Annotated in this window: 21 protein-coding genes; 7 read left to right on the top strand and 14 right to left on the bottom strand. The window is 70.3% G+C overall.

All coding sequences use genetic code 11. The annotated features are described in order from the left end of the window. Nucleotides 1-55: 55 nt before the first annotated feature. Nucleotides 56-1,276 (bottom strand): NYN domain-containing protein, encoded by a 1,221-nt coding sequence (locus AC07C1_RS32060; protein ID WP_478944717.1) that lies wholly within the window; start codon nucleotides 1,274-1,276, stop codon nucleotides 56-58. A 223-nt stretch (nucleotides 1,277-1,499) separates the two neighbouring features. On the opposite strand from AC07C1_RS32060, the gene AC07C1_RS32055 reads away from it, so the two are divergent. Next, a complete protein-coding gene (locus tag AC07C1_RS32055; RefSeq protein WP_478944716.1) occupies nucleotides 1,500-1,679 on the top strand; it encodes a hypothetical protein in 180 nt (59 codons plus the stop codon). A gap of 71 nt (nucleotides 1,680-1,750) precedes the next feature. On the opposite strand, the gene dnaE is transcribed toward AC07C1_RS32055, so the two are convergent. Then, nucleotides 1,751-5,290, bottom strand: a complete 3,540-nt coding sequence (gene dnaE / locus AC07C1_RS32050; protein ID WP_478944714.1) for a DNA polymerase III subunit alpha — start codon at nucleotides 5,288-5,290, stop codon at nucleotides 1,751-1,753. Between the two features lie 248 nt (nucleotides 5,291-5,538). On the opposite strand from dnaE, the gene AC07C1_RS32045 reads away from it, so the two are divergent. The 4 genes from AC07C1_RS32045 to AC07C1_RS32030 all read left to right on the top strand — a co-directional run bounded on the left by AC07C1_RS32045 (nucleotide 5,539) and on the right by AC07C1_RS32030 (nucleotide 10,283). Next, complete coding sequence (locus tag AC07C1_RS32045; protein WP_478944712.1) at nucleotides 5,539-6,864, top strand: DUF2252 domain-containing protein; 1,326 nt, start codon at nucleotides 5,539-5,541, stop codon at nucleotides 6,862-6,864. Between the two features lie 66 nt (nucleotides 6,865-6,930). Further along, nucleotides 6,931-7,617: a hypothetical protein gene (locus AC07C1_RS32040; protein ID WP_478944710.1), complete on the top strand. Its 687-nt coding sequence runs from the start codon at nucleotides 6,931-6,933 to the stop codon at nucleotides 7,615-7,617. An 80-nt stretch (nucleotides 7,618-7,697) separates the two neighbouring features. Then, nucleotides 7,698-8,513 (top strand): thioredoxin domain-containing protein, encoded by an 816-nt coding sequence (locus tag AC07C1_RS32035; RefSeq protein WP_478944708.1) that lies wholly within the window; start codon nucleotides 7,698-7,700, stop codon nucleotides 8,511-8,513. 90 nt (nucleotides 8,514-8,603) lie between these two features. Next, entirely contained in the window at nucleotides 8,604-10,283 is a 1,680-nt protein-coding gene (locus AC07C1_RS32030; protein ID WP_478944706.1) for an alkaline phosphatase D family protein, read from the top strand. A 7-nt stretch (nucleotides 10,284-10,290) separates the two neighbouring features. On the opposite strand, the gene AC07C1_RS32025 is transcribed toward AC07C1_RS32030, so the two are convergent. Next, nucleotides 10,291-10,860 carry a dienelactone hydrolase family protein gene (locus tag AC07C1_RS32025; RefSeq protein WP_478944705.1) on the bottom strand — a complete coding sequence of 190 codons (570 nt, stop codon included), beginning with the start codon at nucleotides 10,858-10,860 and terminating at the stop codon, nucleotides 10,291-10,293. Nucleotides 10,861-10,965: 105 nt separating this feature from the next. Between AC07C1_RS32025 and AC07C1_RS32020 the strand changes: the two genes are divergently transcribed. Beyond that, entirely contained in the window at nucleotides 10,966-12,072 is a 1,107-nt protein-coding gene (locus AC07C1_RS32020) for a mechanosensitive ion channel family protein (RefSeq protein ID WP_478944703.1), read from the top strand. A 57-nt stretch (nucleotides 12,073-12,129) separates the two neighbouring features. Here the strand turns inward: AC07C1_RS32020 and AC07C1_RS32015 are convergent, their stop codons facing one another. The 5 genes from AC07C1_RS32015 to AC07C1_RS31995 form a co-directional block, all read right to left on the bottom strand. After that, nucleotides 12,130-13,716: a Na+/H+ antiporter gene (locus AC07C1_RS32015; protein WP_478944701.1), complete on the bottom strand. Its 1,587-nt coding sequence runs from the start codon at nucleotides 13,714-13,716 to the stop codon at nucleotides 12,130-12,132. A 75-nt stretch (nucleotides 13,717-13,791) separates the two neighbouring features. Continuing rightward, a complete protein-coding gene (locus tag AC07C1_RS32010) occupies nucleotides 13,792-14,259 on the bottom strand; it encodes a GNAT family N-acetyltransferase (RefSeq protein WP_478944699.1) in 468 nt (155 codons plus the stop codon). After that, entirely contained in the window at nucleotides 14,256-15,200 is a 945-nt protein-coding gene (locus AC07C1_RS32005) for an RluA family pseudouridine synthase (protein ID WP_478944697.1), read from the bottom strand. Before AC07C1_RS32005 ends, AC07C1_RS32010 begins: the two co-directional genes overlap by 4 nt. 70 nt (nucleotides 15,201-15,270) lie before the next feature. Beyond that, nucleotides 15,271-15,915, bottom strand: coding sequence for a signal peptidase II (gene lspA / locus AC07C1_RS32000; RefSeq protein WP_478944696.1), 645 nt, complete (start codon nucleotides 15,913-15,915; stop codon nucleotides 15,271-15,273). A gap of 67 nt (nucleotides 15,916-15,982) precedes the next feature. Continuing rightward, on the bottom strand, nucleotides 15,983-17,149 hold the full coding sequence (locus tag AC07C1_RS31995; RefSeq protein WP_478944694.1) for a TraR/DksA family transcriptional regulator: 1,167 nt from the start codon (nucleotides 17,147-17,149) through the stop codon (nucleotides 15,983-15,985). 604 nt (nucleotides 17,150-17,753) lie between these two features. Between AC07C1_RS31995 and ileS the strand changes: the two genes are divergently transcribed. Continuing rightward, a complete protein-coding gene (ileS, locus tag AC07C1_RS31990; protein WP_478944692.1) occupies nucleotides 17,754-20,897 on the top strand; it encodes an isoleucine--tRNA ligase in 3,144 nt (1,047 codons plus the stop codon). Between the two features lie 252 nt (nucleotides 20,898-21,149). Here the strand turns inward: ileS and AC07C1_RS31985 are convergent, their stop codons facing one another. From AC07C1_RS31985 to ftsZ, 6 genes are all read right to left on the bottom strand, one after another. Beyond that, entirely contained in the window at nucleotides 21,150-22,283 is a 1,134-nt protein-coding gene (locus AC07C1_RS31985; RefSeq protein ID WP_478944690.1) for a DivIVA domain-containing protein, read from the bottom strand. 52 nt (nucleotides 22,284-22,335) lie between these two features. Continuing rightward, nucleotides 22,336-22,623, bottom strand: a complete 288-nt coding sequence (locus AC07C1_RS31980) for a YggT family protein (RefSeq protein ID WP_353600731.1) — start codon at nucleotides 22,621-22,623, stop codon at nucleotides 22,336-22,338. Between the two features lie 60 nt (nucleotides 22,624-22,683). Next, nucleotides 22,684-23,325: a cell division protein SepF gene (locus tag AC07C1_RS31975; protein WP_066992671.1), complete on the bottom strand. Its 642-nt coding sequence runs from the start codon at nucleotides 23,323-23,325 to the stop codon at nucleotides 22,684-22,686. 128 nt (nucleotides 23,326-23,453) lie between these two features. Continuing rightward, nucleotides 23,454-24,173 (bottom strand): YggS family pyridoxal phosphate-dependent enzyme, encoded by a 720-nt coding sequence (locus tag AC07C1_RS31970; RefSeq protein WP_478944687.1) that lies wholly within the window; start codon nucleotides 24,171-24,173, stop codon nucleotides 23,454-23,456. 6 nt (nucleotides 24,174-24,179) lie between these two features. Then, nucleotides 24,180-24,944, bottom strand: coding sequence for a peptidoglycan editing factor PgeF (pgeF, locus tag AC07C1_RS31965; RefSeq protein ID WP_478944685.1), 765 nt, complete (start codon nucleotides 24,942-24,944; stop codon nucleotides 24,180-24,182). Further along, on the bottom strand, nucleotides 24,941-26,149 hold the full coding sequence (gene ftsZ / locus AC07C1_RS31960) for a cell division protein FtsZ (protein ID WP_478944683.1): 1,209 nt from the start codon (nucleotides 26,147-26,149) through the stop codon (nucleotides 24,941-24,943). Before ftsZ ends, pgeF begins: the two co-directional genes overlap by 4 nt. Between the last annotated feature and the right edge of the window lie 171 nt (nucleotides 26,150-26,320).

Below are 26,320 nucleotides of genomic sequence, written 5' to 3'. Positions count from 1 at the left end.
GACGAGAGTACGGGGTCGGGGGCCTTTACTCGCCTTTGGGGGCGGCCACCGGGGTTCAGTCGGCGGCGGGCGCGTGCTGCTCGGCGGCGGCCGGTACGTCGACCTCCCGCCAGAAGCCCGCCCGAATGGCGTAACGGTCGTGCTCGTCGATCTGGTCGTCCTTGTGGGCCAGCAGCCCGAACCGGGCCGCGTACCGCAGCAGCTCCCCGTCGATGCGGTGCGGGATGCGCGGGTACATCTGCGACAGCTTCTGCAGCTGGGCCTGGTCTCCGAGCCGGGACATCCAGCGGCGGGCGAACACCTGACCCACTTCGTACGGGTCGCCGCCGACCGTGGTGATGTCCTCCTCCCGGTCGGCCCACCGCTGCTCGGCCGTGGTGAGCTGGGCCAGCGTGGGCATGGAGGCCACCTCGGGCGGCTCGGAGACCGCGCCCGGCCGGTCCACCCAGCCCTTGTCGGAGGACCAGCGCAGGGTCGCCGTCGCGGGCTGCGCGGGCTGGATACCCGGTGCACGCAGCGCGGCGAGGTCCTTGGGGGTGGGGACGCCCTTGGGCGCGGAGATCCGCTCCTGGGCGCCGTTCTCGGCCGCGGTGCCCGGCGGGCGGTGCGCGCCCTGCTCGGCGGGCCGTTCGGCCGCCGCGGCGAGCGCGGACTCGGGCAGCGGCGCCGAGAGGATCGCGGCGATGTCGGGGCGGGTCGGGGGCGGCGGCGCGCACACGCCGGTCAGCTCCTTGGCCCGGATGGCCTGGGTGATCCAGGCGCGGTCCAGTACGCGCCGCTCGTCGGCCTCGGCGACCAGGTCCTCGGACTGGTTGTAGTCCCCGTCGGCGGCCTGGACGGCCCACAGGTGGACGGCGACGCCGTGCTCCTTGGCGGCCATCATGCCGGGCAGCAGATCACCGTCACCGGTGACGAGGACGACGTCGGAGCAGGCGCGGTTGCGGGCCAGCTCGGTCAGCTCGGCGTGCATGGCCGCGTCCACGCCCTTCTGCGCCCAGCGTCCGTCGCTGCGGGTGAGGGCACCCAGCCGGACGGTGACCCGGGGCATCACGCGCAGCCGGCGATGCTCCGGCTGGGGGACCCGGTCGGGGGCGCCGTCGAACCAGTAGATACGCAGCAGCGGGCGCTCGGTCTCCGACTCCGCTCGTTCGCGCAGGGCCTGGATCAGCGCGGGGTGGTCGACGGTGATCCGGGATCGCGAGGGCTCACCGGCGAGGAGGCTGGCGGCGGCTCCCAGCAGATACCCGGCGTCCACCAGGACGATGCAGCGGTCCACGCGACTCACCCTCTTCCCGGGAGGTTTTGCTTCGGACTTCCTTCGAGTCTGCCCGACGGCGCGGGGGTTAACGGCCCGAACTCGATCTTCGGCGTGGCGTTTGCGGTTTCCCGCTCGCCCACCTGCCCTGTCACAGACGGTAATTATCCGACATGCGCCTGATGTCAGCCTATGTGAATCTGGTCCCGGCCCTGGCCCCTAGATCCCCACAGGAGGCACAACCATGGCCAAGAACAAGAACCGCAAGCAGGGTGGCCCGCAGAACCGCTCCTCGCAGGCCGAGCACGCACCGGAGCGCGCGCAGCGTCCGTCGGCGGAGGAACACGAGTCCCCGATGGCGCACGTCCCGGGCAATCCCTCGGACGCTGCTCGTAAGAAGCAGAAGAGTTTCGGCCACAACTAAAGGGCAGTTGCAGCCCATGCACAGAGAAGGGGCGCACCCGCAGCGGGTGCGCCCCTTCGCGCGTCATCCGCTCAGCCCGCCAGGCAGGAGGGGCCGAGCAGCACCTTCAGGTCGCCGAAGAGGGCCGGGTCGGGCTTGACCCGGTGCCGGTCCAGGCGCAGCACGGTGGTCTTGCGCGGGCCCTGGAGCTTGATCCGGACCTCGCTGTCGCCCTTGTGGTGGCTGAGGATCTCGCCGAGACGGCTGACCATGGGCGGAGTGACCTTCACGGCCGGGATGGTGAGGATCACCGGCGCGTTCGTGCCCGCGTTGGAGAGGTCCGGGACCTGCAGTTCCATGGCGACGAGCCGGGGCACGTCCTCCCGCTTGTCCAGCCGGCCCTTGACGAACACGACCGCGTCCTCGACGAGTTGGGTCGACACCAGCTGGTACGTGGCCGGGAAGAACATGCACTCGATGGAGCCGGCGAGGTCCTCGACGGTGGCGATGGCCCAGGCGTTGCCCTGCTTGGTCATCTTGCGCTGGAGGCCGGAGATGATGCCGCCGATGGTCACGACCGCGCCGTCGGAGTGCTCACCGCCGGTGAGCTGGGCAATGCCCGCGTCCGCCTTGTCGGACAGCACGTGTTCCAGGCCGAACAGCGGATGGTCGGAGACGTACAGACCGAGCATCTCCCGCTCCTGGGCGAGCAGGTAGGTCTTCTCCCACTCGTCGGTGGAGAACTCCACGTCGAGGCCGAAGCCGGGCTCGTCGCTGGTCTCCTCGCCCATGCCGCCGAACAGGTCGAACTGTCCCTCGGCCTCCTTGCGCTTGACCGCGACCACGTTGTCGATCATCGGCTCGTACTGGGCCATGAGGCCCTTGCGGGTGTGGCCCATCGAGTCGAAGGCGCCGGCCTTGATCAGCGATTCCGTGGTGCGCTTGTTGCAGACCACCGCCTCGACCTTGTCGAGGTAGTCCGGGAACGAGAGGTACTTCCCCTTGGCCTTGCGGCACTTGATGATCGACTCGACGACGTTGGTGCCGACGTTGCGGACGGCGGAGAGGCCGAAGAGGATCACGTCGTCGCCCTGGGCGGCGAAGTTCGACTCGGACTCGTTGACGTTCGGCGGGAGCACCCGGATGCCCATGCGGCGGCACTCGTTGAGGTAGACCGCCGACTTGTCCTTGTCGTCCTTGACGGAGGTCAGCAGGGCGGCCATGTACTCGGCGGGGTAGTTCGCCTTGAGGTAGGCGGTCCAGTACGACACCAGGCCGTACGCGGCCGAGTGCGCCTTGTTGAACGCGTAGCCGGCGAAGGGCACCAGCACGTCCCACAGGGCTTGGATGGCCTCGTCGCTGTAGCCGTTCTTCTTCGCTCCGGCCTGGAAGATCGTGAAGTTCTTCGCCAGTTCGTCGGGCTTCTTCTTGCCCATCACGCGGCGGAGGATGTCGGCCTCGCCGAGCGAGTAGCCGGCGATGATCTGGGCGGCCTTCTGCACCTGCTCCTGGTAGACGATCAGGCCGTAGGTGACGGCCAGGACCTCTTCGAGGGGCTCCTCCAGCTCCTTGTGGATCGGGGTGATCTCCTGGAGCTTGTTCTTCCGCAGCGCGTAGTTGGTGTGCGAGTCCATGCCCATCGGGCCGGGACGGTAGAGCGCCGAGACGGCGGAGATGTCTTCGAAGTTGTCGGGCTTCATCAGGCGCAGCAGCGAGCGCATGGGGCCGCCGTCGAACTGGAAGACGCCGAGGGTGTCGCCGCGCTGGAGCAGTTCGAAGGTCGTCGGATCGTCGAGCGGGAGGCTCAGCAGATCGATGTCGACGCCCTTGTTGGACTTCACCATCTTGACGGCGTCGTCCATGATCGTCAGGTTGCGCAGGCCGAGGAAGTCCATCTTCAGCAGGCCGAGCGACTCGCAGCTCGGGTAGTCCCACTGCGTGATGGTCACGCCGTCGGTGTGCCGGACCCAGACGGGCACGTGCTCGGTGATGGTCTCGCTGGACATGATCACGCCGGCGGCGTGCACGCCCATCTGCCGGACCAGGCCCTCGACGCCCTTGGCGGTGTCGATGACCTTCTTCACGTCCGGCTCGTTCTCGTACATCGAGCGGATCTCGCCCGCCTCGCTGTAGCGGGGGTGCGAAGGGTCCGTGATGCCGTTCAGGTCGATGCCCTTGCCGAGGACGTCGGCGGGCATCGCCTTCGTGAGGCGGTCACCCATGGCGTACGGGTAGCCCAGCACGCGCGCGGAGTCCTTGATCGCGTTCTTTGCCTTGATCTTGCCGTAGGTGCCGATCATGGCGACCTTGTCGGCGCCGTACTTCTCCGTCACGTACCGGATGACCTCGACGCGCCGGCGCTCGTCGAAGTCGATGTCGACATCGGGCATCGAGACGCGCTCGGGGTTGAGGAACCGCTCGAAGATCAGGCCGTGCGGGATCGGGTCGAGGTCGGTGATGCCCATGGCGTACGCGACGATCGAGCCGGCCGCGGAACCACGGCCGGGGCCCACCGCGATGCCGTTGTTCTTGGCCCACATGATGAAGTCGGCGACCACGAGGAAGTAACCCGGGAACCCCATCTGGATGATGACGTCCATCTCGTACTCGGCCTGCTTCTGGCGGTCCTCCGGGATACCGCCGGGGAAGCGGCGCTCCATGCCGCGGCGGACCTCCTCCTTGAACCAGGTGACCTCGGTGTAGCCCTCCGGGATGTCGAACTTCGGCATGAGGTTCTTCGCCTCGAACATGCCGGTGGTGTCCACCATCTCGGCGACGAGGAGCGTGTTGGCGCAGCCCTCCTGCCAGGCGTCCGAGGAGTCGATGGCGTACATCTCGTCCGTGGACTTCAGGTAGTAGCCGGTGCCGTCGAACTTGAAGCGGTCCGGGTCGGAGAGGTTCTTGCCGGTCTGGATGCACAGCAGGGCGTCGTGCGCGCCCGCCTCGTGCGCGTACGTGTAGTGCGAGTCGTTGGTGACCAGCGGCGGGATGCCAAGCTTCCTGCCGATCTCCAGCAGGCCGTCCCGGACCCGGCGCTCGATCTCGATGCCGTGGTCCATCAGCTCCAGGAAGTACTTGTCCTTGCCGAAGATGTCCTGGTACTCGGCGGCGGCCTTCAGTGCCTCGTCGAAGTGGCCGAGGCGCAGCCGGGTCTGGACCTCGCCGGAGGGGCAGCCGGTGGAGGCGACGATGCCCTCGGACCACTGCGCGATGGTCTCCTTGTCCATCCGGGGCCACTTCTGCAGCCAGCCCTCGGCGTAGGCGTCGGAGGAGAGGCGGAACAGGTTGTGCAGGCCGGTGCGGTTCACCGCCCACATCGTCTTGTGGGTGTAACCACCCGAACCCGAGACGTCGTCCCGCTTCTGGTGCGGCTGGCCCCACTGGATCTTGCGCTTGTTGCGCCGGGACTCGGGGGCGACATACGCCTCGATACCGATGATCGGGGTGATTCCGGCCTTCTTCGCGGAGTGGAAGAAGTCGTACGCCCCGTGGAGGTTGCCGTGGTCGGACATGGCGATGTGCGTCATGCCCATCTCGTTGCAGGCGTTGAACATGTCCTTGAGCCGCGCGGCACCGTCCAGCAGCGAGTACTGGGTGTGGACGTGCAGGTGCGTGAACGGCGGCTTTGACACGGTCCGGGCCTCCAAGGCAAACGTACGTCGACAGGGGTCCCACCGGCTGGGTACCGAGCGCGGACAGTCTGGGGGACAGCGTCGAAGTCTATGCCCCGGCACTGACACTCGCGGGCTCTCCCCGCGTACCTTCATGCGGGAACCGGGCACTCCCGCGTGGCGTCGCCCGTTGGAGACGGCGGAAGCGCTGTCGTACCCGTTCACGCACATTCACGCACCACCCGTCCCGCACCAGGAGGCACTCCGCGATGTCGGTCCCCCAGCTCAACGACGAGCAGCGCGGCGAGGAGATCCTCGCCGTCTTCGACACCGCCTTCGGCCGGCTCCTGGCCGCCGACCCGGCCGCGTTCCGGGTGAAGTTCCGGAAGATGGCCGCATCGGCCTTCGCGTTCTACCGGGGTACGGCGTGCCTCTTCTACCACGACCTGGACGCGGAGAAGCGCGGCGGCCCGTTCCTGGACGACCGCACCTCGCGCGTGTGGATCCACGGCGACCTGCACGCCGAGAACTTCGGCACGTACATGGACTCCAACGGCCGTCTGGTCTTCAACGTCAACGACTTCGACGAGGCCTACGTCGGCCCCTTCACCTGGGACCTGAAGCGCTTCGCCGCCTCCGTCGCGCTCATCGGGTACGCGAAGGCGCTCAGCGACCAGCAGATCACCGAGCTGGTGACGGTCTACGCGGCCGCCTACCGCGAGCGCATCCACGCCCTGGCCACGGGCGCCAAGCGCGACGAGGTGCCGCCGTTCACTCTGGACACCGCGCAGGGTCCGCTGCTGGACGCGCTCCGTGACGCCCGCTCGCTGACCCGCTTCGGGCTGCTGGAGTCGATGACCGAGATCCGCGACTTCGAGCGTCGTTTCGCGCCCGACGGCGGCTCCATCGAGCTGGACGCGGCGACCCGCTACAAGGTGCTGGCCGCCTTCGACGGCTACCTGGAGACGCTGCCGGACTCCTCGCTGGCCCGGCCGGACTCGTACCGCGTGAAGGACGTGGTCGGCCGCCGGGGCATCGGCATCGGCTCGGCGGGACTGCCGTCGTACAACATCCTGCTGGAGGGCCACAGCGACGCCCTCGAGAACGATGTCGTGATCTACATCAAGCAGGCGCAGACCCCGGCCGTCTCCCGGCACATCAAGGACCCCGCCATCGCGGAGTACTTCCGGCACGAGGGCCACCGCACGGTGATCTCCCAGCGCGCCCTGCAGGCGCACGCCGACCCGTGGCTGGGCTGGACCGAGCTGGACGGCGCGGGCCAGCTGGTCGCCGAGGTGTCGCCGTACGCGGTCGACCTGGACTGGGGCGACATCGACGACCCGGAGGAGATCGCGGCCGTCGTCGCCGACCTGGGCCGGGCCACCGCCACCATGCACGCGGCGGCCGACGACCAGTCCGGTGAGTCCCTGGTGCCGTTCTCCACCGAGCGGGCCATCGACGCGGCGCTCGCGGCCGACGAGGAGGGCTTCGCGCCGCTCCTGGTCGACTTCGCGCACGGCTACGGCGCACGCGCGCGTGCCGACCACCAGGTCTTCGTCGACCTGTTCCGCAACGGCCGGATTCCGGGGCTGTGACCCCGCGCCTCACAGGCACCCTTTAGGGGTCCCTTACCCGTCGACGTGGCACACTCTCCTCTCGCTATGGACATATCCGGGACCCAGCTCAGAGCCGTGCGCGCGGCGCTGTTCACGGCCTTCGTCGTGACGCTCAGCACCGCGTCGCACGTGCTGCTGTCCCGGACTCCGCTGCCGCCGGCGACCGTGGCCGCGGTCGCCGCCGGAGTGTTCGCCGGCGCGTACGCGCTGGCGGGCCGCGAGCGCGGCTTCGGCCGGATCGCGGCCCTGCTGATACCGCTGGAGCTGGCCGCCGACACGGTGTTCACCACGGGCCAGCACACCTGTTACGGCAGGGCGGGCGGCCCGGTGGCCGGTCCGCTGCGCGTCTTCGGTTTCGACGTGCTGTGCCAGGGCGGTGCCGTGGGCGCCCCGCTGGCCCAGGTGACCGGTGCTCCGGGCCGCGGCGCCGGGGCCCTCCTCGCGCATGCCGACCCGGCCGCCGCCTGGCTGCTGCTCGCCGCGCATGTCTGCGTGGGGCTCCTCGCGGCTGCCTCTCTGCGGCGGGGTGAGCGGGCCCTGACCCAGCTGCTGCGCGCGGTCGCCGCGACCACCTTCCGGCCGCTGCTGCTGGCCGTGGCCGCCGTCTCCGTACAGCTGTCCCCGGCCCGCCGGCTGCCGCGCCCGGCCCCGCGGCCGTCCGCCGCCCGCGACCGGCTTCTCGTGCACTCCCTGGGACGGCGTGGACCGCCGTGCTCACCGGCCTTCGCCTGAGGCGACGGTAACTGAGCGCAAGCAGTCCCCCACACGTATCCGCGTACGACATGTGCGCGTCCCACATGGAGATCACCACTATGAGCAAGCGGAACAGCCAGGCGGAGAAGACGGCGGCCCGGGAGCGGCTGCGCCAGGAGCGCGAGCGGCAGGCCAAGCGCGACAAGGCGAAGCGGCAGATCACCGTGGCCGCCTCGGTCGTGGCCGTGCTGGCGGCGGCCGGCGGCATCGGCTACGCCGTCGTCCAGATGAACAAGCCCGGTTACTGGGAGGGGCTGAAGGACGCCAAGGTCACCGCCCCGGCCCACACCACGGGCACGAAGGGCACCACGGTCGTCATCGGCAAGGACACCGCCAAGAAGACCCTGAAGCTCTACGAGGACCCGCGCTGCCCGGTCTGCGCGCAGTTCGAGCAGACCGTCGGCTCGACCGTGAAGAAGGACATCGACGACGGCAAGTTCAAGATCCAGTTCATCGGCGCCACGTTCCTCGACCGGAACGACGGCGAGGGGTCCAAGAACGCGCTGAGCGCCCTCGGCGCCGCGCTGAACGTCTCTCCGGAGGCCTTCCTGGAGTACAAGAGCGCGCTCTACTCCACGAAGTACCACCCGCAGGAGACGGACGACAAGTTCAAGAGCGACGACTACCTCATCAAGGTCGCCGACTCCGTCCCGGCGCTGAAGAGCAACACCACGTTCCAGAACGCCGTGAAGAACGGCACCTACGACGCCTGGGCGATGGCCATGTCGAAGACCTTCGACGACAACAAGGACGGCGTCACCGGCACTCCGGGCTTCGTCATGGACGGCAAGAAGCTCACCGCCGACAGCCAGGGCACCCCGCTGCTGACCGTGGCCGACTTCAACCGGGTGGTGGGCGCGGCCCTCAAGGGCTGACGGCTCCTCACACACGGGTCCGCGTGAAGAGTGGGCGAACATTCGGACTTCGCCCGCTCTCGCGCATACCGATCAGTAACCTGATCGGTCGTGACCAGTCGATACAGATCATCCGAAGCGTCGCAGCGCCTCAACTCCCCCGCACCCCGCCGCCGTACGGTCGTCAAGGCCGCGGCGGCGACCGCCGGCGCCGCCATCGTCGCAGGCCCGCTGACCGCCGCGCTCCCGGCCCGCGCCGCCACGAACGCCCCCGCCTTCCTGCACGGCGTCGCCTCCGGTGACCCGCTGCCCGACGGCATCCTGCTGTGGACCCGGGTGACGCCCGCCCCGGAGGCGATACCGGGCTCCGGGCTCGGCGCGGACACCGAGGTGAGCTGGGTCGTCGCCAAGGACAAGGCGTTCACCGGCATCGTCGCCAAGGGCTCCACCACCGCGACGGCCGCCTCCGACCACACCGTGAAGGCCGACATCCGCGGTCTGGAGCCGGCCACCGACTACTGGTTCCGTTTCTCGGCCGGCGGCACCGACTCCCCGGTGGCGCGCACCCGCACCGCGCCGGCGGCGGACGCGGCCGTCTCCGGCCTGCGCTTCGGCGTGGTCTCCTGCGCCAACTGGGAGGCCGGGTACTTCTCCGCCTACCGTCACCTCGCGGCCCGCAGCGACCTGGACGCCTGGCTGCACCTCGGCGACTACATCTACGAGTACAAGTCCGGCGAGTACGCGGCGCGGGACAAGGTCGTACGCGCGCACGCGCCGGCGAACGAGATCCTCACCCTCGCCGACTACCGCATCCGGCACGCGAAGTACAAGACCGACCCCGACCTGCAGGCGCTGCACCTGAAGGCGCCGGTCATCGCGATCTGGGACGACCACGAGTTCGCCGACAACGCCTGGTCGGGCGGCGCGGTCAACCACACCGAGGGCGCCGAGGGCAGCTGGACGTCCCGTCAGGCGGCCGCCAAGCAGGCCTACTTCGAGTGGATGCCGGTCCGCCCGGCGGTCGCCGGCACCACGTACCGGCGGCTGCGCTTCGGCAAGCTCGCCGACCTCTCCCTGCTGGATCTGCGCTCCTTCCGCTCCCAGCAGGCCGCCACGGCCAGCGGTTCGGTGGACGACCCGAACCGCACCATCACCGGCCGCGCCCAACTCGACTGGCTGAAGGCCGGTCTGAAGGCCTCCGACACGAGGTGGCGGCTGGTCGGCAACTCCGTGATGATCTCGCCGTTCTCCTTCGGCTCCCTCTCCGCCGACCTGTTCAAGCCGCTCGCCGAGCTGCTCGGGCTGCCGCAGGAGGGCATCGCCGCCAACACCGACCAGTGGGACGGCTACACCGACGACCGCCGCGAACTGCTGGACCACCTGCGCTCCCACGCGATCGGCAACACCGTCTTCCTGACCGGTGACATCCACATGGCGTGGGCCAACGATGTGCCGGTCGACGCCGGGACCTACCCGCTCTCCGCCTCGGCGGCCACCGAGTTCGTGATCACCTCGGTGACCTCCGACAACCTCGACGACATCGTGAAGGTGCCCGAGGGCACGGTCTGTGCGGTCGCCGCGCCGGTCATCAAGGCCGCCAACCGGCATGTCCACTGGGTGGACACCGACCGGCACGGCTACGGCGTGCTGGACATCACCGCCGACCGCGCGCAGATGGACTACTACGTCCTGTCCGACCGCACCGACGCGAACGCCACCTCCAGCTGGGTGCGTTCGTACCGCACCCGCAGCGGCACGCAGAAGATCGAGCGGACCTACGCCCCGGTGTGACCGCTCACTACAGGCTGTCGAGGAAGCCGAGCGCCACCCGCCAGGTGGCCTCGGCGGCCTCCGCGTCGTAGTCCGGCAGCTCGGGGTCGGTGTAGAGGTGCCCGGCCCCGGCGTAGCGGTAGACCTCCACGTCGGCGCCCGTCCTACCCATCTGCAGATACCAGGCGCTCAGCCAGTCGTCCGTCTCGAACGGGTCCGGCTCGGCCACATGCAGCTGCACCGGCAGTTCCTCCACCCGCGCGTTCGGCGCGATGTCCGAGGTGCCGTGCAGGAGGAGCAGGCCGCGCGCCTTGTCGTCGCCGAGGGCGAGGGTCTGGGCGACGGAGGCGCCGAGCGAGAACCCGGCGTACACCAGCCCCCGGTCCGAGTAGGGCGCCGCCGCCAGTACGGCCCGCTTGAGCAGCTCCTCCTTGCCCAGCTCCTCCTTGTACGCCATGCCCTCCTCGACGGTGTCGAACGTGCGCCCCTCGAAGAGGTCGGGTGTCCACACCTCGTGGCCCGCCGCGCGCAGCCGGTCCGCGGCCTCGCGCACCGCGGGCCGGAGCCCGTAGGTCGAGTGGAAAAGCATGATGTTCATGAGGCCATGGTGCCAGCCGGATACCGCGGTGGCGTCGCGGCCCTACCCAGGTACGCGCGGAACTCACATGTTCATCTCCCCCGGCCGCCGGTTAGGAGCGCAGGCATGGAGAACGTGCTCCGCCCTCTGATAGTGATCGGCAGCTCCGTCCTGCTCACCCTGGCCATCGGCTGGGCCACGGACCGGCTGCTGCGCAAGGCCGACGAACGAGACCACGACACACCACTGTGGGGACTGCTGCGCCGCGCACGCATTCCCTACCAGCTGGTGCTCTGCGCCGCCATGCTCAGAGGCTCGTACGACCAGGCGAAGCTGGTGCAGCGGCACCAGAACGCGGTCGGCCAGACACTGACCCTGGTGCTGATCGGCTCGGCCGCCTGGCTGGTGATCCGGATCGCGGCCGCGATCGTCGAGACCTCGTACAGCCGCTACGCGCGCGCCCACCGCGACGCGGCCCGGGTCCGCCGGGTGCGTACGCAGGTGGAGCTGATCATGCGGGTGGTGTCCGCGATCGTCATCGTCGTGGCGATCGCCTCGATGCTGCTCACCTTCCCGGCGATGCGCGCGGCCGGTGCCTCGCTGCTGGCCTCCGCGGGCATCCTGGGCATCGTGGCCGGTGTCGCCGCCCAGTCGACCCTGTCGAACATCTTCGCGGGCCTGCAGATCGCCTTCGGTGACATGGTGCGCATCGGCGACACGGTCGTCGTCGACGGCGAGTGGGGCACGGTCGAGGAGATCACCCTGACCTTCCTGACCGTACGGACCTGGGACGAGCGCCGGATCACCATGCCGGTGTCGTACTTCACCTCCAAGCCGTTCGAGAACTGGTCCCGCGGCACCCCGCAGATGACCGGCATCGTCTTCTGGCACCTCGACCACAGCGCGCCCATCGAGGCGATGCGCGAGAAGCTGCGCGACATCCTGCGCCACTGCCCGGCCTGGGACGGCCGCGCCTACGGCCTGCAGGTGACGGACACGACCCCGAACACCATCCAGGTGCGCGCCCTGGTGACCGCGAAGGACGCCGACGACATCTGGACGGTACGGGTGGCGGTCCGGGAGCAGATGATCGCCTGGCTGTCGGCGGAACACCCCTACGCGCTCCCGCGGGTCAACACCTCGGACGCGGTGCTCCCGCCGTACCGCATCCCGTCCCCCGACCGCTCCTCGCTCCGCAAGGCCTACGACTTCCCCCGCTCCGGCCGGGGCTGACGGCCGGAGCGGCTGTGGGCGGGTGCGAGGCCGTCACGGCTGTGGGCGGGTGCGGGATCACCGCAGACTGCGTACATCGAGGTGCCGCAGCACCCGGTCCACGATCTCCGGATCCGCCCCCGGCTCGCTCCGCGCCGCCAGCACCTCGTGCCGGGCGGCGCTCAGCATCTCGCCCTGGATGCGCCGCACCCGCTTCAGCCGCTTGGCCCGCTGGTGCTGTGCCTCGCGCCGCTCCTCCTCGCCCATGTCCGGACTGATCCGGATCCCGATGTCGAAGGCCCGCCGCAGCATCTGCTCGGACAGGTCCTCGGGCAGATCCTCCACCTGCTCGATCTCCCGCAGCCGGCGCTTCGCCGCCTTCGCGGCCCGCACCGCCAGCTCCTTCTCGAACTCCTTCTCCCGCTCGGAGTCGGCCTGCACGCCGAGCCGCCTCACCAGCCAGGGCAGCGTCAGCCCCTGCAGCACCAGAGTGGCGACGATCACCCCGAAGGCGATAAAGATGATCTCGTCCCGGTCGGGGAACGGCGCCCCGTCGCCGGTCTTCAGCGGAACGGCCAGCGCCAGCGCCACGGAGGCCACCCCGCGCATCCCGGACCACCACATCACGACGGTCTCCCGCCAGCTCACCGGGATCTCCTCGTCGTAGTCCCGGCGGGCGTGCAGCCGTTTGGTCAGCCAGGTGGCGGGCAGCAACCACACCAGGCGTACGCCGACCACCACGCCCGCCACGGCGGCCGCCCAGCCGAGCATCTCCCCCCACCGCCCCTCGGCCGTGCGGATGGCGTTGTGCAGCTCCAGGCCGATCAGCCCGAAGGCGACGCCCGTGACGAGGGTGTCGATGATGTCCCAGAAGGTGTGCCCGGCGAGCCGGGTCATCACGTCGTCGGCACCGGTGGCGTACTCGGCCAGGAAGAGGGCCGTGGTGAGGACGGCGAGCACCCCCGAGCCGTGCAGCTTCTCCGCGAGCACGTAGGAGGCGTACGGCACCAGCAGGGTCATGCCGATCTGGAGGGTCGGGTCGCCCAGCAGGTCCATCAGCCTGTTGGCGCCCCAGCCCAGCGCCAGGCCCACGGCCACCGCGACGACCGCGGACAGCACGAGGTCCAGACCGGCCTGCCAGGGCGAGAACGTGCCGCTCACGGCGGCGGCGATCGCCACGTGGTAGAGCACGATGGCGGTGACGTCGTTGAAGAGCCCCTCGCCCTCCAGGATCGACACCAGGCGGCGCGGCAGCCCTAGCTGTCCGGCGACGCTCGTCGCGGCGACCGGGTCGGGCGGCGCGATCAGTGCGCCGAGGGCCACGGCGGCGGCGATCGGCAGCCCGGGCACGATCGCGTTGGCGACGACCGCCACGCACACCATCGTCACGAAGACCAGGGCGACCGCCAGCAGGAAGATCGGGCGGACGTTGGCCGCGAACTGCCGCCAGGAGGTGCGGCGTACGGCGGCGTAGAGCAGCGGCGGCAGCAGGGCCGGCAGGATCAGGTCGGGCGGGATGTCCACATTGGGCACGAAGTCGGCCACCGCCAGGACCCCGCCGAACAGCGTCATCAGCACCGGCGCCGGCAGCCCGAACCGGTCCCCCAGCGGGACGCTCACCAGGGCCCCGAGCAGCAGGACGAACAACAGGGCCAACTGGTCCACGGTCGGTGCTCCGGGGGTCGACGATCACACGGCAGGCCTCAAGCCTGCCACGGCCCTCGCCCGGGAAGCGGGTGGCTAGAGGGCGCGGCGCATCGCCCGGTGCGGTATGCCCGCGTCCGGGAACTCCGGCCCGTAGGCCGCGTAACCGAGACGCTCGTAGAAGCCCAGGGCGTGGGTCTGCGCGTGCAGGTCCACCGCCGTCAGGCCGCGCGCGCGTGCCGCCTCCTCGATGGCCCGCACCAGGGCCACGCCGACCCCGAGCCCGCGCGCCTCCCGGGAGACCGCGAGCCGCCCGAGAGAGCCGACCGCCGGATCCCCGCCGGTCTTGGCGGCCGCCGCCTCGCCGTACAGCAGCCGCCCGGTGCCGAGCGGCACGCCGTCCTCGCGGACGGCCAGCACCTGCACCGCGACCGCGTCGTACGCGTCGTACTCGATGTCCTCGGCGACCCCCTGCTCGACGACGAAGACCTCCTTGCGGACCGCGAAGCAGGCCTCGCGGTCGACAAGGTCCTCGGCGACCCGGACGGTGTACGCCGCACTCACGCGTACGTCTCCTCGCGGACCTGGTCGAGGGCGTTGCGCAGGTCCTCGGGGTAGTCGCTCTCGAACTCCACCCACTGCCCGTCCCCGGGGTGCTCGAAGCCGAGCCGTACGGCGTGCAGCCACTGGCGGGTCAGCCCCAGCCGCTTGGCGAGGGTCGGGTCGGCGCCGTAGGTGAGGTCGCCGACGCAGGGGTGGCGGTGGGCGGCCATGTGGACCCGGATCTGGTGGGTGCGGCCGGTCTCCAGCTTCACGTCCAGCAGGGAGGCGGCGCGGAAGGCCTCGACGAGGTCGTAGTGGGTCACCGAGGGCTTGCCGTCGGCCGTGACGGCCCACTTGTAGTCGTGGTTCGGGTGGCGGCCGATCGGGGCGTCGATCGTGCCGCTCGTCGGGTCCGGATGGCCCTGGACCAGGGTGTGGTAGCGCTTGTCGACCGTGCGCTCCTTGAACTGGCGCTTGAGCGACGTGTACGCGTACTCGGACTTGGCGACCACCATCAGGCCCGAGGTGCCGACGTCGAGGCGGTGCACGATGCCCTGGCGCTCGGCGGCACCCGAAGTGGAGATCCGGTAGCCGGCGGCCGCGAGACCGCCGATGACGGTGGGGCCGGACCAGCCCGGCGAGGGGTGCGCGGCCACGCCCACCGGCTTGACGATCACGACCACGTCATCGTCGTCGTGCACGATCTCCATGCCCTCGACCGGCTCGGCGACCACCTGCACCGGCGCGGGTGCCTGCGGCATCTCGACCTCGAGCCAGGCGCCGCCGCGCACCCGCTCGGACTTGCCGACCACCGCGCCGTCGACCTGGACCTTGCCGGCGGCGGCCAGCTCCGCCGCCTTCGTGCGGGAGAAGCCGAACATGCGGGAGATGGCGGCGTCGACGCGCTCGCCCTCCAGGCCGTCGGGCACGGGCAGGGTACGGATCTCGGGAAGCGTGCTCACCCGTCGAGTATGCCGGACGGCCGGCAGGGCACCGAACGAGCCTGTGGACAAAAGCCCCGGCCTCAGTGCCTCAGTCCTTGTGGACCGTGCCGTCCGGGTCCAGGCCGCGGAAGGACAGCAGCACGATCAGGATGCCGCCGCACACGATCGCCGAGTCGGCGAGGTTGAACACCGCGAAGCCCTGGGGCGCGATGAAGTCCACCACCTCGCCCTCGAAGATCCCGGGGGCCCGGAAGACGCGGTCGGTGAGGTTGCCGAGCGCGCCGCCGAGCAGCAGGCCGAGCGCGATCGCCCAGGGAAAGCTGTAGAGCTTGCGGGCCAGCCGGATGATCACGACGATCACGGCGGCGGCGATGAGCGTGAAGATGATCGTGAAGGCCGCGCCGAAGCCGAAGGCCGCGCCCGGGTTGCGGATGGCGTGCAGCTCCAGCAGGTCCCCGACGAGCCGGATCGGCGCGTGCCCCTCCAGCCTGGTGACCACGAGCATCTTGCTGATCAGGTCGAGGGCGTACGCGAACGCGGCCACCGCGAACAACACGGCGATCCGGCGCCCGCGGCCCGTCCGCCGCTGCGCCGGGGTCCGCTGCTCACCCGCGCCCGGCGCACCGGCCGGGTCGGACGCACCGGAGCCGGCGGACGCTCCGGCCGCCGCGGTCTGCTCGTCGCTGCCGTCCGGGGTGTCCGGCGTACCGATGATGCGCTCCGCCTCTGCCACGTGAGTCCCTCAACCTAGGTGCCTGACTGAGCACGAGACTACGGCACGACCCGACGGGCCCTCACGCTCAGGAGCGGCGTTCCTGCTTCTGTTTGCACTCCACGCACAGGGTGGCCCGCGGGAAGGCCTTCATCCGGGCCTTGCCGATGGGGTTGCCGCAGTTCTCGCACAGGCCGTAGGTGCCCGCGTCCAGCCGTTCCAGGGCCCGCTCGGTCTGGATCAGCATCTCGCGCGCGTTGGCGGCCAGCGCCATCTCGTGCTCGCGCGTGATGTTCTTGGTGCCGGTGTCGGCCTGGTCGTCGCCCGCGCCGTCCCCGGAGTCCCGCATCAGGCCGACGATGGACGCCTCCGACGAGCTGATCTCCTCCCGCAGCCGCTCCATCTCGGACTGCAGCTCGGCGCGGGCCTCCTCGACCTCTTCCGGGGTCCAGGGGTCCTCGCCGGGACGCACCGCCAGTTCACCGGGCTCCGCCGCGCCGACCCGCGCCTTGGGAACGCCGGTCTCCGCCGTGGCCGTGCCAGGAGTCTTCTTCGCAACCACCGTCGTGGCTCCCGTCTGCTTCGCGGCCCGCGCCGCGCCCGCTTTCTTGGCCGTGCTCTTCGCGGCCGCCTCCGTGGAGACGTCCTCGCCGCCCGCCTGCTCGCCGACGGCCTTCTTCCCCGTCGGCTCCCGCGTCACCGCCCCCTTCGCTGCCGACGCCTCCTCGGCGACCTTCTTGGCGACGGCCTTCCTGGCCGGTGCCTTCGCCGCCGCGGTCCTGCCGGTCACCACATCCTTCGCCACCGCCCCGCCGGCCACGGCCTTCTTCGCTGCCGCCTTGCCGGCCGGCTTCCCCTGGCCGGCCTTCTTCTTCGCGGCGGACTCCTTCGTGGCCGCCGTCGCCGCCGGCGCCGCCTCGGCCGCCGTCTTCCTGGCCACCGTCCTCTTCGCCGGGACCTTCTCCGGTGCCTTGTCCGCCGGTGCCTTCCTGGCAGGGGTCTTCTTGGCGGCCGTCTCGTTCACCACGGCCCCGTCGGCGGCCGTCTCGTCCAGCGCCGTCGCCTTGGCTGCCGTCTTCTCGGCCGCCGTCGTCACCGGCCCCGCCCGGCCGCCCGAGGCGGCACCCGCGCGCGTGCTCTTCTTCCCGGCCACCCCCTTGGCCTCGCCCCCGGAAGCGGCCGTACCTCCGGAAGCGGCCGCGCCCCTGGACCGGCCGGTCGCCGGCTGCTGTACGGCGGTCTTTTTCGCCACCATGGCCGCGGCCCCTTCACATATTGTGATCTTGCTCGCGAATCGTGCTGGGACGATAAATCGACTTGAGTCCCGCGGCAACGGGGCGCACCGCCCGATTCGCCCGCCCGCACCCCCGCGCAGCGGGCATGCATCCGTTGTGCCCAGCTCCCCGCCGGGTAATCCGCCGAGCCCGGCGCGCCCGGACGCGGGCGCCCGCCCCCTCGCCATTCGGGTCATCCCGGCCGGTCGGTCGGCCGCCGCCCGCACGGCACGGAAAACCGGTCCGCCGCTGTCGGCGCGGCGCCGTACACTGGGCGGAGCGAGAAGCGTGGATGGGGACGAGTAGCGGCGTACGCAGCCCAGAGCGACCCGGGGACGGTGTGAGCCCGGGGGCCGGCGCGACGTGAAGATCACCCCGGAGCCGCCGGAAGAAAGCCGCCGCCGTGAGGCTGTGGCGAGTAGAACCGGTTTCGCGACCCCAATGAGGGGGCTCACCGGCGCGTACGGCGCGGCGGGGGGCCAAGGAGGGTGGTACCGCGGGAGCGCGCCGCACACGGCGTAGACAGGAACGAAGGCTCTCGTCCCTCCGACGGAAGGCAGCAAGTCCGTTGGAGGATGCTCGCAGATGACAGCGCCGACGTACCGCCAGGTGCCCGCACAGGTCGACCTGCCCGCTCTTGAGCACGCCGTGCTCGACTTCTGGCGCGACCAGAAGATCTTCGCCAAGAGCCTGGAGCAGTCCGAGGGCCGCCCGGAATGGGTGTTCTACGAGGGCCCGCCCACCGCCAACGGCATGCCCGGCGCCCACCACATCGAGGCCCGCGTCTTCAAGGACGTCTTCCCCCGCTTCCGCACCATGCGCGGCTACCACGTGGCCCGCAAGGCCGGCTGGGACTGTCACGGCCTGCCCGTAGAGCTGGCCGTCGAGAAGGAGCTGGGCTTCTCCGGCAAGCAGGACATCGAGGCGTACGGCATCGCCGAGTTCAACGCCAGGTGCCGCGAGTCGGTGACCCGGCACACCGACGCCTTCGCCGAGCTGACGACCCGCATGGGCTACTGGGTCGACCTGGACGACGCCTACCGGACCATGGACCCCGAGTACGTGGAGTCGGTCTGGTGGTCGCTGAAGGAGATCTTCTCCAAGGGCCTGCTGGTCCAGGACCACCGTGTCGCTCCCTGGTGCCCGCGCTGCGGCACCGGCCTGTCCGACCACGAGCTGGCGCAGGGCTACGAGACGGTCGTCGACCCGTCCGTGTACGTCCGTTTCCCGCTCACCTCCGGTCCGCTCGCCGGCCAGGCCGCGCTCCTGGTGTGGACGACGACCCCCTGGACCCTGGTGTCCAACACGGCGGTCGCCGCGCACCCCGAGGTCACCTACGTCGTCGCCACCAACGGTGAGGAGAAGCTCGTCGTCGCCGAGCCGCTCGTCGCCAAGGCACTCGGCGAGGGCTGGGAGACCACCGGCCAGAACTTCACGGGCGCCGAGATGGAGCGCTGGACGTACCAACGTCCGTTCGAGCTGGTGGAGTTCCCGGAACCGGCCCACTACGTGGTCAACGCCGAGTACGTCACCACCGAGGACGGTACGGGTCTGGTCCACCAGTCCCCCGCCTTCGGTGAGGACGACCTCAAGGTCTGCCGCGCCTACGGCCTGCCCGTGGTCAACCCGGTGCGCCCGGACGGCACCTTCGAGGAGGACGTCCCGCTGGTCGGCGGCGTGTTCTTCAAGAAGGCCGACGAGAAGCTCACCGAGGACCTCCAGCAACGCGGCCTCCTGTTCAAGCACCTGCCGTACGAGCACAGCTACCCGCACTGCTGGCGCTGCCACACCGCGCTCCTCTACTACGCACAGCCCTCCTGGTACATCCGCACGACGGCGATCAAGGACCGGCTGATCCAGGAGAACGAGAAGACCAACTGGTTCCCGGAGACGGTCAAGCACGGCCGCTTCGGAGACTGGCTGAACAACAACATCGACTGGGCGCTGTCCCGCAACCGCTACTGGGGCACCCCGCTGCCGATCTGGCGCTGTGAGGACGACCACCTCACCTGCGCCGGCTCCCGCGCGGAGCTGACCGAGCTGACCGGCACCGACCAGTCGGGCCTCGACCCGCACCGCCCGTACATCGACGAGGTCACCTTCGCCTGCCGTCACGACGGCTGCGGGAAGACAGCCACGCGCGTGCCGGAGGTCATCGACGCCTGGTACGACTCTGGTTCGATGCCGTTCGCGCAGTGGGGCTACCCGTACAAGAACAAGGAGCTGTTCGAGAGCCGGTACCCGGCGCAGTTCATCTCCGAGGCGATCGACCAGACCCGAGGCTGGTTCTACACCCTCATGGCCGTCGGCACCCTCGTCTTCGACAAGTCGTCGTACGAGAACGTCGTCTGCCTGGGCCACATCCTGGCCGAGGACGGCCGCAAGATGTCCAAGCACCTGGGCAACATCCTGCAGCCGATCCCGCTCATGGACCAGCACGGCGCGGACGCGGTGCGCTGGTTCATGGCGGCCGGCGGCTCCCCCTGGGCGGCCCGCCGCGTGGGCCACACCACGATCCAGGAGGTCGTCCGCAAGACGCTGCTGACGTACTGGAACACGGTCGCCTTCCAGGCCCTGTACGCCCGTACGGCGAACTGGGCGCCCAGTGCGGCGGATCCGGCCCCGGCCGAGCGCCCGCTGCTGGACCGCTGGCTGCTGTCCGAGCTGCACGCGCTCACCGACCAGGTGACCCAGGCCCTGGAGGCGTACGACACCCAGCGCGCCGGCAAGCTGCTGTCCGCGTTCGTCGACGACCTGTCGAACTGGTACGTCCGCCGTTCGCGCCGCCGCTTCTGGCAGGGTGACAAGGCCGCGCTGCGCACTCTGCACGAGGTGCTGGAGACGGTCACGAAGCTGATGGCGCCGATCACCCCGTTCATCACCGAGCGGGTGTGGCAGGACCTGGTGGTTCCGGTCAGCCCCGGCGCGCCGGAGTCCGTCCACCTGGCCCCCTGGCCGGAGGCGGACCTCGCTTCCATCGACCCGGAGCTGTCGAAGCAGATGGTCCTGGTCCGCCGGCTGGTGGAGCTGGGCCGTGCCACGCGCGCGGAGTCGGGCGTCAAGACGCGCCAGCCGCTGTCCCGGGCCCTGATCGCCGCCACCGGGTTCGAGTCCCTGGACCCCGAGCTGCACACGCAGATCACCGAGGAGTTGAACGTCAGCTCCCTGGCCTCGCTCTCCGAGGTGGGCGGCTCCCTCGTGGACACGACCGCCAAGGCCAACTTCCGGGCGCTCGGCAAGCGGTTCGGCAAGCGGGTGCAGGACGTGGCCAAGGCCATCGCCGCCGCCGACGCCGCCGCGCTGTCCCTCGCCCTGCGTGCGGGCACGGCGTCCGTGGAGGTCGACGGGGAGACGGTCAGCCTCGCTCCGGACGAGGTGATCATCACCGAGACCCCGCGTGAGGGCTGGTCGGTGGCCTCCGACTCCGGGGCCACGGTCGCCCTGGACCTGGAGATCACCGAGGAGCTGCGGCAGGCCGGTCTGGCCCGTGACGCGATCCGGCTGATCCAGGAGGCCCGCAAGAACAGCGGCCTGGACGTGGCCGACCGGATCGCGCTGCGCTGGACCTCGACCGACCCGGCGGTCCTCGCGGCCCTCGCCGAGCACGCCGAGCTGATCGCCGACGAGGTACTGTCGACCGACTTCGGCCAGGGTGAGGCCGACGACAGCTACGGCGAGCCGTTCACCGACCAGGGTCTGTCGCTGACGTTCCGGCTGCGCAAGGCGTAGTCCTCACCGTGCGGGCAGGGCCCGGTCCCCGTCGCGGGGGCCGGGCCCTTCTCACAGGTGCACGGCACACGGGTGACCGTGCGCGGATTTTCCGCGCCCCTGAGGTGCTTCCCCACACCCCTGAAGGGCTTCCCCGCGCCCGGCACCGACACGTCAACCCGCGTAAAAAGGGCGGGACCCCGGACCGAAGTCCGGGGTCCCGCCCTTGATGAACGCTGCCGACGCCCTTGTCGTACTAGTGTCCGCGGCCCGTCAGTTGTCGTCCTCGTCGATCAGGAACCCACGCATCGGCGAGGGGGCCTGACCCATCGGGGACGGACCCTGCGGACGGACCGGGGCCATGGGCTGGGTCATGGCCGGGGTCATCTGCTGCTGGCCGCCGTAGGACGGAGCGGACTGACCGGGGTTGCCGCCCATCGTCTGGTTGCCGCCGTAGGACGGGGCGCTCGCGCCGGCCGGGGCCATGGAGGGCGCCGGGGACGGCGGCAGGGACGCGGTGGCCGGGGTGCGCGGCGGGGCCAGGGAGTCGTCGGCCTGGGTCTCCAGCTGACGCAGCTGGGACTCGAGGTACGACTTCAGACGCGTGCGGTACTCGCGCTCGAAGCCGCGCAGGTCCTCGACCTTGCGCTCCAGCGTGGCGCGGGCGGACTCCAGGGAGCCCATGGCGACGCGGTGCTTCTCCTGCGCGTCCCGCTCCAGGGCGTCGGCCTTGGCACGGGCGTCACGCTCCAGACCCTCGGCGCGGCTGCGGGCCTCACCGACGATCTTGTTGGCCTCGGAACGGGCCTCGGCGATCGCCTGGTCGGCGGTCTGCTGGGCCAGCGAGAGGACACGGGCGGCGCTGTCGCCACCGGGGCCCTGACCGTGGCCGCCCATCGGACCGCCCATGGGGCCGCCCATCGGGCCACCCATCTGCTGCTGCATGGGCGGCTGACCACCCATGGGGCCCTGACCCATCGGACCCTGACCCATCGGACCCTGGCCCATCGGACCGGGACCCTGCGGGCCGCCCTGGCCGCCGGGACCGGCGGGCAGCTGCGGGGCACCGCTCGGCAGCTGGGGCGGGCCACCCATGGGGCCGCCCATCTGCTGCTGCGGCGGGCCCGATATGCCGGCGGGCACCGGCTGGCCGGGTCCTCGCATCCCCTGCTGCTGGGGATGCTGCTGGTCCTGCTCCGGAGGCTTGCGCATGTTCTGCTGGTTCTGCGCAGCCGCGCGCGTGGCCGCGGCCAGCTTGGCGCGCAGGTCCTCGTTCTCGCGGAGCAGACGGGTCAGTTCGGCTTCGACCTCGTCGAGGAAGGCATCGACCTCGTCCTCGTCATAGCCTTCTCGGAGGCGGACGGTCGTGAACTGCTTGTTCCGCACGTCCTCGGGGGTCAACGGCATCTCTTCACCTCAACGTAGTCATCGGCAGTCGGCAAGACCGTATCGTCCACATTCATCTCGCGAGGCTCGTGAGCGAGATGAGAATGTAGACGATGATCATCAGTACGAAGAAGGACAGGTCGAGCGCCACGCCCCCGAGACGCAGCGGCGGGATGAACCGCCGCAGAAGCTTCAGCGGTGGATCGGTGACAGTGTAGGTGGCCTCCAGTACGACCACCATCGCCTTGCCGGGTTGCCACGAGCGGGCGAACTGGAAGACGTAGTCCATGACCAGCCGGAAGATGAGCACGACGAGGAACACCAGCAGCGCGGTGTGGACCACCAGTGCGAACACGCTCATGGTCTGCGCTTCCCTCTCCCCTGCTCCGTGCTCTTCCGTACTTCGATCCGGTCCTGCGTCTCAGCTCTGGTTGAAGAACCCGCCCTCTGCGATGCGGGCCTTGTCCTCCGCCGTGACATCGACGTTAGCAGGAGACAACAGGAACACCTTCTGCGTCACCCGCTCGATGCTGCCGTGAAGACCAAACACCAAACCGGCCGCAAAGTCGACAAGTCGCTTCGCGTCTGTGTCATCCATCTCAGTCAGATTCATGATCACCGGGGTGCCCTCACGGAAGTGTTCCCCGATGGTACGGGCCTCGTTGTAGGTCCGCGGGTGAAGGGTGGTGATCCGGTACGGCTCTCGTTCCGACACGACCTTGGGCATGATCACCGGTGCGTTCTTCTCCAGGGACTGACGTTCTTGTGTGATGGATGCCACGGGCGCGATCCGCGCTGGGCGCCCCGATTCCGCGGCGAGCGAAGTCGATCGGGCCACCGGTTCACGCGGCGCGGGCGGTTGCACGATTCGCACCTCTTCGTCCCTTTGGGACTGGTGTGCGCCATGCGACTGATGTGACGACTCGTGCCGTCGGTGGTCCCGCTCGGGCTCCGGATCCAATTCGGGCTCGAAGTCGTCGTCGGGGTCGAATCCGCGGCCGTCGTACCCATCGTCCTCCACGAGGCCGAGATAGACCGCCATCTTGCGCATCGCGCCGGCCATGCTCTGAGTCCTCCGCTCTGTGGTGGATCGACTGACTACTGCCAAGTGCCCGCGATCCACGTGGTCGTTGTGCCCGTTTTCATGGGCATTGACCATATTTTCTGCTGTGGTCCGACTTCCTGGCGACGTTACCCGAGCCCGGGGCGGACTCCGAGTACCGCAGTGCCGACGCGCACATGTGTCGCCCCGGCCGCCACGGCCTGTTCGAGGTCCGCGCTCATCCCTGCCGACACCATGGTTGCAGCCGGATGAGCTCGGCGCAGGTCAGTCGACAAATCCACGAGCCGCTCGAACGCCGCCTGTTCGCGTCCCGCGTACTCCCCGGTGAGCGGAGCGACCGTCATCAGACCGTCGAGCCGCAGCCCGGGCGCCTCGGCGACGAGAGCGGCCAACTCTTCGATTCCGGCCGGGGCCACGCCACCGCGCTCCCCCCTGCCGCTCGCACCCGCGTCGAGCGCGACCTGGATCAGACAGCCCACCTCACGCTCCACCCGCACGGCTTCCTTCGACAGAGCCGTGACAAGCCGGGAGCGGTCGACGGACTGCACGACAGCGGCGTAACCGACCACGGAACGGACCTTGTTGGTCTGCAACTGACCGACAAAGTGCCATTTCAGCGGCAGATCCGCACAGGCGGCCGCCTTCGGCGCCGCGTCCTGGTCGCGGTTCTCGGCGACAAGACGCACACCGAGTTCCGACAGGATCCGCACATCGCTCGCCGGGTAGGTCTTGGTGACCACGATCAGGGTCACCTCCTCCCGCTTGCGCCCGGCCGCCACGCACGCGGCGGTGATGCGCTCCTCCACCTTCGCCAGATTCGCGGCGAGTTCGGTTCTACGGTCCGTCATGTCCCATCAGTCCAGCCAGACGTAGCTCGCGAGCCGCCCGGTGGTGCGGTCGCGGCGGTACGAGAAGTGGTCCTGCGACTCCAGCGTGCACACCGGCGACTTCGCCCGGTCGCACACCCCGAGCCGGTCGAGCTGCGCGTGCACGCCGGCGCCCACGTCGACCGCCGGCGTGCCCCAGCTCGTGTCGGCGTGCGCCGCCGGCTCGACGGCGGCCACCTCGGCGCGCAGGTGCTCCGGCACCTCGTAGCACCGGCCGCACACGGCCGGCCCGGTGCGGGCGACGATCCGCTCGGGTTCGGCGCCGAGTTCGACCATGGCCCGTACGGCAGCGGGGACGATCCCCTTGACCATGCCGGGCCGGCCCGCGTGGGCGGCGGCGGCGACCCCGGCGACGGGGTCGGCCAGCAGGACCGGCACGCAGTCGGCGGTGAGGACGGCGAGGGCGAGTCCACGGCGGGCGGTGACGATCGCGTCGGCCTCCGGTACGGGACTCCCCCACTCTCGGCTGCGCTCGAGCGGGGGGACCCGCATGCCCCACGGCTCGTCGACCACGGCCACGTCGGCGCCGTGCACCTGGTTCATCCAGACGACCCGGCCGGCGTCCAGGCCCAGCGACTTCGCCGCCAGCTCCCGGTTGCCCCGTACCGCCTCGGGCGCGTCGCCGACCGCTCCGCCGAGGTTGAGCTCCTCATACGGAGCGGCGCTCACCCCGCCCCACCGGTCGGTGAAGGCGAAGTGCGCGCCGCTCACGCTCTCGCGCTGTCCTATCACTTGAGGAAGTCCGGGACGTCCAGTTCCTCGGCCGCGCTGTCCGAGTAGGTGCGGGGGGCCGGCGTGATCGGCGGGGTGACCGGGATCTCGGCCACCGGCTCGGGCGCCGGCTCCGGCTCCTCCTTCGGCTTCACGCTGCCCAGCGAGCCGAAGGACGGACGGCTGGGCTCGGCCGGCCGCGCCGGGGCGGCCTCCTCACGGCGGCTCGGGGCCGAGGCGGACGTGGAGCCGAGGACGGTGTCCCGGCGGGCCGGCGGCTGGCCGCCGTCGAACCCGGCCGCGATCACCGTGACCCGGACCTCGTCACCGAGGGCGTCGTCGATGACGGCACCGAAGATGATGTTGGCCTCGGGGTGGGCGGCCTCGCTGACCAGCTGGGCCGCTTCGTTGATCTCGAACAGGCCGAGGTCGGAGCCGCCGGAGATGGAGAGCAGCACACCGCGGGCGCCGTCGATGGACGCCTCCAGCAGCGGTGAGGAGATCGCCATCTCGGCCGCGGCCACCGCGCGGTCGTCGCCGCGTGCCGAGCCGATGCCCATCAGGGCCGAACCGGCTTCCGACATGACCGACTTGACGTCGGCGAAGTCGAGGTTGATCAGGCCGGGGGTGGTGATGAGGTCGGTGATGCCCTGGACACCGGAGAGCAGGACCTGGTCCGCCGACTTGAAGGCGTCGAGGACCGAGACCTGGCGGTCCGAGATGGACAGCAGGCGGTCGTTGGGGATGACGATGAGGGTGTCGACCTCTTCGCGGAGTTCGGCGATGCCGTCCTCGGCCTGGTTCGCGCGGCGCCGGCCCTCGAAGGTGAACGGACGCGTGACCACGCCGATCGTGAGGGCGCCGAGATTGCGCGCGATGTTGGCCACGACGGGGGCGCCGCCGGTGCCGGTGCCGCCACCTTCACCGGCCGTCACGAAGACCATGTCGGCCCCCTTGAGGACCTCCTCGATCTCTTCGCGGTGGTCCTCGGCGGCCTTGCGGCCGACGGCCGGGTTGGCTCCGGCGCCGAGTCCGCGGGTGAGTTCGCGGCCGACGTCGAGCTTGACGTCGGCGTCGCTCATCAACAGCGCCTGCGCGTCGGTGTTGATGGCGATGAACTCGACGCCCTTGAGACCGACCTCGATCATCCGGTTGATGGCATTGACACCACCGCCGCCGACACCGATGACCTTGATGACTGCGAGGTAGTTCTGCGGTGCTGCCACGTCGAAGGCCTCTCGCCTCGAATTACGTTGTCGCCGCCGCGCGGTGCCCCGCGCCGGGACGACAGATGCCGAATGGGACGGTCCGTAGCGCCGACCCGAACCCTAACCTTGAAGTTTAGGGTTACCAGTGTGTCTGTTCCCTGGAGTCTTCTGAACAGGACACTAAGTCGA

It is taken from the genome of Streptomyces sp. NPDC045022 (genome assembly GCF_056432605.1).
Note: the sequence above shows the minus strand (reverse complement) of the source record. Positions and strands in the feature narration are given on the sequence as shown.

Coding starts and splice junctions, on each gene's coding strand:
- AC07C1_RS31975 (WP_066992671.1), bottom strand. CDS start 23,325: ATGGCCGGCGCGATGCGCAAGATGGCGGTCTATCTCGGCCTCGTGGAG.
- AC07C1_RS31995 (WP_478944694.1), bottom strand. CDS start 17,149: ATGGTGGCGAAAAAGACCGCCGTACAGCAGCCGGCGACCGGCCGGTCC.
- AC07C1_RS31980 (WP_353600731.1), bottom strand. CDS start 22,623: ATGAGCGTGTTCGCACTGGTGGTCCACACCGCGCTGCTGGTGTTCCTC.
- AC07C1_RS32040 (WP_478944710.1), top strand. CDS start 6,931: ATGGACATATCCGGGACCCAGCTCAGAGCCGTGCGCGCGGCGCTGTTC.
- AC07C1_RS32055 (WP_478944716.1), top strand. CDS start 1,500: ATGGCCAAGAACAAGAACCGCAAGCAGGGTGGCCCGCAGAACCGCTCC.
- ileS (WP_478944692.1), top strand. CDS start 17,754: ATGACAGCGCCGACGTACCGCCAGGTGCCCGCACAGGTCGACCTGCCC.
- AC07C1_RS32035 (WP_478944708.1), top strand. CDS start 7,698: ATGAGCAAGCGGAACAGCCAGGCGGAGAAGACGGCGGCCCGGGAGCGG.
- AC07C1_RS32025 (WP_478944705.1), bottom strand. CDS start 10,860: ATGAACATCATGCTTTTCCACTCGACCTACGGGCTCCGGCCCGCGGTG.
- AC07C1_RS31985 (WP_478944690.1), bottom strand. CDS start 22,283: ATGCCGTTGACCCCCGAGGACGTGCGGAACAAGCAGTTCACGACCGTC.
- AC07C1_RS32020 (WP_478944703.1), top strand. CDS start 10,966: ATGGAGAACGTGCTCCGCCCTCTGATAGTGATCGGCAGCTCCGTCCTG.
- AC07C1_RS31970 (WP_478944687.1), bottom strand. CDS start 24,173: ATGACGGACCGTAGAACCGAACTCGCCGCGAATCTGGCGAAGGTGGAG.
- AC07C1_RS32045 (WP_478944712.1), top strand. CDS start 5,539: ATGTCGGTCCCCCAGCTCAACGACGAGCAGCGCGGCGAGGAGATCCTC.